The sequence below is a fragment of the Spirosoma gilvum genome, from assembly GCF_054776815.1.
This window is the reverse complement of record NZ_BAAHBH010000004.1, coordinates 669,689-676,617: the sequence shown is the minus strand read 5'-3', so window position 1 is coordinate 676,617 and position 6,929 is coordinate 669,689. Positions and strand designations below refer to the sequence as shown.

Sequence of the window (6,929 nt, the reverse complement as noted above, 5' to 3'; positions counted from 1 at the left end):
TGAGGCAGGTTGCTTACGCGTTACGCACCCGTTTGCCACTGACCTTGCGGCCCGTTCGACTTGCATGTATTAGGCCTGCCGCTAGCGTTCATCCTGAGCCAGGATCAAACTCTCCATCGTAAATATTTGTGTGAAAGACGATGCTTTCACGATGTTTTAGCCTTATTTAGTGCTAACCTGTTGATGTCAAAACGTCAAAGAACTGTCTCTCTTTCGAGATTGTGGCCAACCGTTGTTGGCCTTCCTTATATTTGGGAGTGCAAAGGTACGGCACTCATTTTGCTTTGTCAAGAAAAAGTTGAAAAAATATTTTTGCAACCTTTTTGAATTCCCATTTCTAACTAATTGATTGAACGACAGTTAGATTACTCTGCTGTACTCTTTCCTTCGATTTGGGAGTGCAAAATTATGCTTTTTTATTTCTTAGCGCAAGCCTTCAGCCAAACTTTTTTAGAAAATTTATTCTGACTTTAAAAAGGGATAACCGTAATGTGTTGGCGAAACAAAGGTCTCTTTAATAGTTCTGGCTGAAACCCAACGATATAGGTTCAATGCTGATCCCGCTTTGTCATTTGTACCCGATGCTCTCGCTCCTCCGAATGGTTGCTGACCTACAACTGCCCCTGTTGGCTTATCATTGATATAAAAGTTGCCTGCAGCGTTTTGGAGCTTGTGGGTTACCTGCTCTATGACATATCTATCCCGTGCGAAAATTGATCCTGTTAGTGCATATGGAGATGTAGAATCAACTGTTTGAATGATTTTTTCAAATTCTGCTGGTTCATACACATAGACTGTTAGCACCGGTCCAAATATTTCCTCACACATCGTCCGATATGCTGGATTTGTTACGCGTAGCACTGTTGGTTCAATAAAATAACCTTTTGTACCATCGTAATTTCCGCCTGCAACCACTTCTACCTCCTCACTCCTTTTTGCTTCGTCGATATAGGCAGTTATTTTCTTGAAAGCTCGTTCATCGATGACGGCGTTGATAAAATTAGAAAAATCTTCAGTGCCCCCCATTTTCAATTCGCTTAAAAAGGCTTTCAGCTTTGTCTCTATCTGTGGCCAAAGCGTTGAAGGTATATAGGCTCTTGATGCGGCTGAACATTTTTGTCCCTGAAATTCAAACGCTCCACGGACCAATCCAGTAGCTACTTCATCAACATCTGCCGATTCATGAACTAGCACAAAGTCTTTTCCACCGGTTTCACCCACAATTCGTGGATAACTTTTGTATTTGTGGATATTTGCTCCAATCGTCCCCCAGATTTGTTGAAAAACGGCTGTACTCCCTGTAAAATGAATACCTGCAAAGTCGGGATGATTAAAAATAACTTCTCCGGCTACCGGCCCATCCACATAAATCAGGTTAATGACACCTTCAGGTAATCCAGCTTCCTGAAGTACTTCCATGATTACTTTAGCTGACAACACCTGCGTATAGGCAGGTTTCCATACGACTGTATTTCCCATCATGGCAGCCGAAGTAGGCAAATTGCCAGCAATTGCTGTGAAGTTGAAAGGCGTTAGCGCAAAGACAAACCCTTCCAGTGGCCTATATTCTAGCTTATTCCAGACGCCAGTAGATGAATTGGGCTGTTGCCGGTAAATCTCATCGGCATAATGTACGTTGAACCGTAAAAAGTCAATCAGTTCACAAGCTGAGTCGATTTCAGCCTGGTATGCATTCTTCGACTGCCCAAGCATGGTAGCTGCATTGATTCGAGCGCGATAGGGGCCTGCAATTAAATCAGCAGCTTTCAGGAAAATGCTTGCCCGATTTTCCCAGGATAGATTAGCCCAGGCTTGTTTTGCACTTATCGCAGCGTCAATGGCCTGTTCAACATGCTGCGCATCACCTTCATAAAAGTACCCTAACGTATGATGGTGGTCATGGGGTGGTGAAACTCTTAACTTACGCTCTGTACGCACCTCCTGTCCACCAATATACATGGGTATATCGGTTTCCAGACTGCGAAAAGCCTGCAAAGCCTGCTTTAGTACTATTCGCTCTGGCGATCCGGGTCGATATTCTTTTACCGGCTCATTCGTCGGTACTGGGATATTAAAAATACCAAAAGACATGGATTTTAAAATGGCCGGAACGCCGGCCCGATTGGGAGCATTGGTAAACGTTTTTATCAACTTACCACTACTCTGTAGGTTGTGAAGTGTTTTACAACAAAGTTATGGATTGCCTAAGTTATCCACAGTATCAAAATGGTTTTCCACATTTCAATAGTTCCTTTTCGATTCATTGGTCTGATTTCCCGTACTTTGTACTTTCACTTTGACATGTTCTATGCGCTTTTATAGTACAAACAGTCCATCGGTGACTGTGTCGGTAGAGGAGGCCTTATTTCATAGTATGCCAGCCGATAAAGGATTGTATATGCCAACCCCGTTGCCTCAATTGGGCGCTGGTTATTTTAACGCGATTGCGAATCAGTCTTTGGCCGACATTGGGTTTTCGCTTAGTCAAACACTTTTTGGGGATGAGATTAGTAAAGCAGATCTGGAGGAATTAACTCATTCGGCTTTTCCATTTGAAACACCCGTTGTTGATTTAGAGTCTGGTAAAACTGGTGTACTAGAGCTATTTCATGGCCCTTCCCTCGCCTTCAAGGATGTGGGAGCTCGCTACATGGCTGCTTTGATGTCTTTTTACTCCAAGCGCCATGACAAGGAAGTAAATATACTGGTGGCTACGTCAGGTGATACGGGTGGCGCAGTAGCTATGGGTTTCCATAACGTGCCTGGAATACGAGTTTCTATTTTATATCCCAGTGGTCGAGTTAGTGATTTACAGGAAAAGCAGTTGACGACATTGGGTGGCAATGTTCAGGCTTTCGAAGTTGATGGGTCATTTGATGATTGTCAGGCGATTGTAAAACAGGCATTTGTTGACGACGAATTAAATAGCCATCTTTCATTATCCTCTGCCAACTCGATCAATATCTTCCGGCTAATTCCTCAGGGTTTTTATTATGTGAGTGCTTACGGGCAGGTCAAGAAATTTGGTAAACCAGTGGTGTTTTCGACTCCAAGTGGCAACTTTGGCAATTTGAGCGCTGGTGTGATGGTTCAGCAAATGGGTTTACCTATTGAACACTTTATAGCCTCTACGAATTTGAACCATGTTGTTCCCTCCTATCTTGACTCAGGCTCTTATTCACCGAAAGCTTCTATTGCCACCATCTCTAACGCGATGGACGTGGGAAATCCCAGCAATTTTGTTCGGTTGAAGCATCTGTATGGCGACAGTTATGAGCGTTTGTCAAAAAATGTCTCGGGATACTATTTCGATGATGAGCAAACCCGTGCTGGAATGAAGCGTTTTTACGAAACGTATGGTTACGTCACTTGTCCACATACAGCTATTGGTATCCTGGGTTTACAGACTTACCTCAATGCTTCAGCAACGGATAAAATCGGTATTGCTTTGGCTACAGCGCACCCGTCCAAATTTAAACCGTTGGTTGAACGAGTTTTAGAAACTCCTGTTGAGGTACCAGAGCGGTTAGCTGTTTTGGCCCATCGGACGAAGCATAGTATCCAAATTCCCGCTCAATATGAAGCATTTAAGGAATCATTTTTACAAACTGTTTCTTAAGCAATATCCACATTGCTAATTACTTATCCACAAAAAAGGCCTGAATCAACATATTCAGGCCTTTTTTGTGGATAAGTATTAACACTTTAATTAACAGTATCCCCCCGTAATGTCCTAAAGCGTTTACGTGCTTCGGCGCCATAAATACTACCCGGATATTGGGTTAATACTTTCTGGTATGCTTCCATGGCAGCCTGCTTGTCCTTTAGTCGATCTTCATAGATTTTTCCCTGTGTAAACATGGCATCATCGCCCAGTATATCATTTGGATATTTAGCCGAGATTTGCTTCAGATCTTCAAGGGCTTCGGAGTTTTTACCCTGTTTCATGTATGTATTGGCTCGTAACCACAGCACTTCATCAGCAATCGTATGTTCAGAATACTTAGCCCACATTTTGTTTAAGGCTATTATTGCTTCATCCGTTTTGTTCTGGAAAAGCATTAGGTCGATGTCAGCATATTCACGCATAGCCGCTTCGGTGCTATCCATTCCGGTATTATCCACAATCAACAAACTCAATTGTTCTGCATCATTGGCAATCTCACGGGAAGTAGCGAGTTTCAATACGTCTAACAGATCTTTTGCGACGGCGAAACTGCCTTTGTAATATTGAAGTTTAGCATTTTTCAGTTTCGCTTCGTATCCCAGTAACTCTTCCTTCTGCGACTTTTCGACCTGCGAATAAAGTAGAGTTGATTCCCAGGGCTCGCCTTTCAGGAGATAGATATCGCCTTTATCCAGCTTACAGCGGTCCACAAAGTTTTTATCGGTTTTGCCTAAATCAATCGCCAGGTCTAAAACCGTCAATGCAGTGTCTTTACTGTCTAGATAATTGCCATAGAGGTTAGCCGTACTCCGTAGCGCTTCGAGCGTTTTTACATTAGTTCCGATTTCCTGAAGCATACGTTGGTAATCACCGATCAGTTTACGGATCTCAGTTTTATCGACCGGATATGTGTTTTTTACCTGTTCTTCGCGGGCGTTGATCACTAATCGACGAGCGAATGGATAAAGCTGGCCCTGGGGATACGTTGTTGTGACGTATTCAAAAGCTTCTGCTGCGGTTTTGTATTCTTTGTTATTCATGGCCAGCATACCCAAATCGTATACTCGGCTACCGTTTAATTTTAATCGTTTGTCAGTCGCTTTCTCCTGTAAGAGCGCCCGGCTGAATTTTTGTTTCTGAACGAAGAACCAAATCAACAGTTCATTGTAGGCTAGTTCATTTGGCTCCTGTTGAATCCGTGTATACAATGCTTTTTCGACAAGGGGTTCTTCTTTTGTGTTTAGGTAACCCTGTAGCGAAGCCAGTACAGTCTCTTTTTTATCGGATTGCTTACTGGTTGTTATAATCTCCTCAATCGCTTTTTCCGTTTGGCCAGTGGCCTTGTATAGCGCCATTAAATCCTCGCTATAGGCCGTTCTCTCCCTACTGACCTCCCGGGCGGTTTCAAGTGCTTTAATCGCCCAGCGCGACTCTCCTGCCTCGTTAAAGGCCGTTGCAATTTTTTCGAGTTTAGTCAGTGATGACTTACTAGATTGTAATGCGGCAGTGTATTGTGTCTTGGCTAGCGTCGTATCGCCTTGTTGCGTAGCTAGCTGCCCAGTCAACAGTTCATAATATGGTCGATTGGCCTCGTCACTACGCTGTTGCTTCCTCAAGTACTTTACCGCATCTTCCGATTTATTGCTTTTTTGCAAACTGACTACATAACGCGACAAACGCTCCCACGTTACTTCGGTTTTCAACAGCTTAGCATATTCATTCGCTGCTTTTTCGAATTCGCCGGCTTTGTAATATTCCTCTGCCAACGAACCTCCACCTTGTCCCAAGGCCAGCCCAACCGACAACAACCACAGGAATGCGATAATGACTTTTGACCTTATTAACATTTTATAAAATATCTTTTTAAAGAAACGTTATTATAACCATTATCTATGTGGATATGTGTACAAATAAGTTGTCCACTCCTGAAGTTAACCATTGTGGATAAGAATACGATGATATCCACAAGCTTTTCTTTAATTATCCACACGTAACTACTTCATTGTTAATATAATAACATTTTATCCACAATTTGTGTGTTATTCTTTTGTGGATTTGTGCATAAGATTTATACACAATTTATGTTGGGGAAATTGTGTGGAATTACTTGTGATATGTTGTTGTTTCTCCACACTGTTTTGCATTTTAAAACGAGTTGTGGATTACTCCTCAATTCATCCACAGTGGAAGGATGGCTTATAAACAAGTTTTCCACGCACAAGTTTTATTTATACACATAGTTATGCACATAATATTTTCACTTTTTTAATTTAGAATTGACCTTTTCCTGATCAAGCTCAAAAGGCATCCTTTAAGTGGAAAAAGCACAATTATTATGCCTTCTTGAGAAGGTAGATGAGACTCGAGTAATTCCCAGTTCGTTTTGCTTCGGAGTTTGAAGCCAACCCCACACGAATACTTTTTAAATAGTCAGTCTTTCCTGTCTGATAACGAGTACTTAGCATTGCTATATAAAATGCATCGAATATCATAGGCCTTGTACCTGTTAAGACAAACCCATGCTTTTTAAATAAAGACTCTATTGTTGATGGGGTGAAATGATGCAGGTGCCTGGGTACATCATAAGCCGCCCAATACTGTTTAAAATAGCTTGCGTCATAGGAGGCCGAATTCGGAACAGCTATCAATAATGTCCCCTTTTCAGTTAAAAGCTGGTATAATTGGTCGATTGTTTTAGCCAGATTTGGAATGTGTTCCAGTACATGCCAGAGCGTAATCACATCGACTTTTTCAGAACCGGCTAATGCATTAAGGCTTGCTTGAATCGTTGTGTTTAACTTCTCTGTTGCAATTTTTCTGGCATCACTGTCGGGTTCCATGCCTGTGATCCGCCACCCCCCTTCCCGGCAGTTTTCCAAAAAAGCCCCTGTTCCACAACCAACATCTAACAGGTGGCCAGGTTTTCCATTAATCTGATTAATTAATTGAAGTTTTGAATGAAGTGTATATTTTCGAACTGCTCTGTAAGCAGTATTTATTAAACCACTGCTTTCATCGTTATGCGAAACATATTGGTCCGACTTATAAAAATTGCCAATTGAGTTTGCATCTGGCCGCGGATTTGTCAGGCGGAAATTGCATTGCTGACATTGCTGTATGGAAAAATCCCTGTTGCTTACCAGGTAATCTTTACAGACTAAAAAAGCGCTGAAGTTTGTGTTGCCACAGTTTGGGCAGTGTTCTACTGTTTCCAATTCAGATGATGTAATGCGATGAGAATAAAAAAAGTCTGGAGAACTGT

General features: G+C 42.1%; 4 protein-coding genes and 1 rRNA gene. 1 reads left to right on the top strand and 4 read right to left on the bottom strand.

Annotated features, from left to right (window positions below):
- Both ACYVFD_RS14165 and pruA read right to left on the bottom strand, forming a co-directional pair.
- Nucleotides 1–120 (bottom strand): 16S ribosomal RNA (locus ACYVFD_RS14165); the annotation flags it as partial.
- Nucleotides 121–459: 339 nt separating this feature from the next.
- Nucleotides 460–2,091 carry an L-glutamate gamma-semialdehyde dehydrogenase gene (pruA, locus tag ACYVFD_RS14160; RefSeq protein ID WP_461090811.1) on the bottom strand — a complete coding sequence of 544 codons (1,632 nt, stop codon included), beginning with the start codon at nt 2,089–2,091 and terminating at the stop codon, nt 460–462.
- A 217-nt stretch (nt 2,092–2,308) separates the two neighbouring features.
- Here pruA and thrC point away from each other — a divergent pair, with 217 nt between their 5' ends.
- Complete coding sequence (gene thrC, locus ACYVFD_RS14155; protein ID WP_461090810.1) at nt 2,309–3,619, top strand: threonine synthase; 1,311 nt, start codon at nt 2,309–2,311, stop codon at nt 3,617–3,619.
- A gap of 86 nt (nt 3,620–3,705) precedes the next feature.
- Here the strand turns inward: thrC and ACYVFD_RS14150 are convergent, their stop codons facing one another.
- Nucleotides 3,706–5,514, bottom strand: a complete 1,809-nt coding sequence (locus tag ACYVFD_RS14150; protein WP_461090809.1) for a tetratricopeptide repeat protein — start codon at nt 5,512–5,514, stop codon at nt 3,706–3,708.
- Nucleotides 5,515–6,000: 486 nt separating this feature from the next.
- Nucleotides 6,001–6,882, bottom strand: a complete 882-nt coding sequence (locus tag ACYVFD_RS14145; RefSeq protein WP_461090808.1) for a class I SAM-dependent methyltransferase — start codon at nt 6,880–6,882, stop codon at nt 6,001–6,003.
- Nucleotides 6,883–6,929: the final 47 nt, after the last annotated feature.

Excerpts from the sequence above, each read along its gene's own strand:
- pruA (WP_461090811.1), bottom strand. The coding sequence starts at position 2,091 with ATGTCTTTTGGTATTTTTAATATCCCAGTACCGACGAATGAGCCGGTA.
- thrC (WP_461090810.1), top strand. The coding sequence starts at position 2,309 with ATGCGCTTTTATAGTACAAACAGTCCATCGGTGACTGTGTCGGTAGAG.
- ACYVFD_RS14150 (WP_461090809.1), bottom strand. The coding sequence starts at position 5,514 with ATGTTAATAAGGTCAAAAGTCATTATCGCATTCCTGTGGTTGTTGTCG.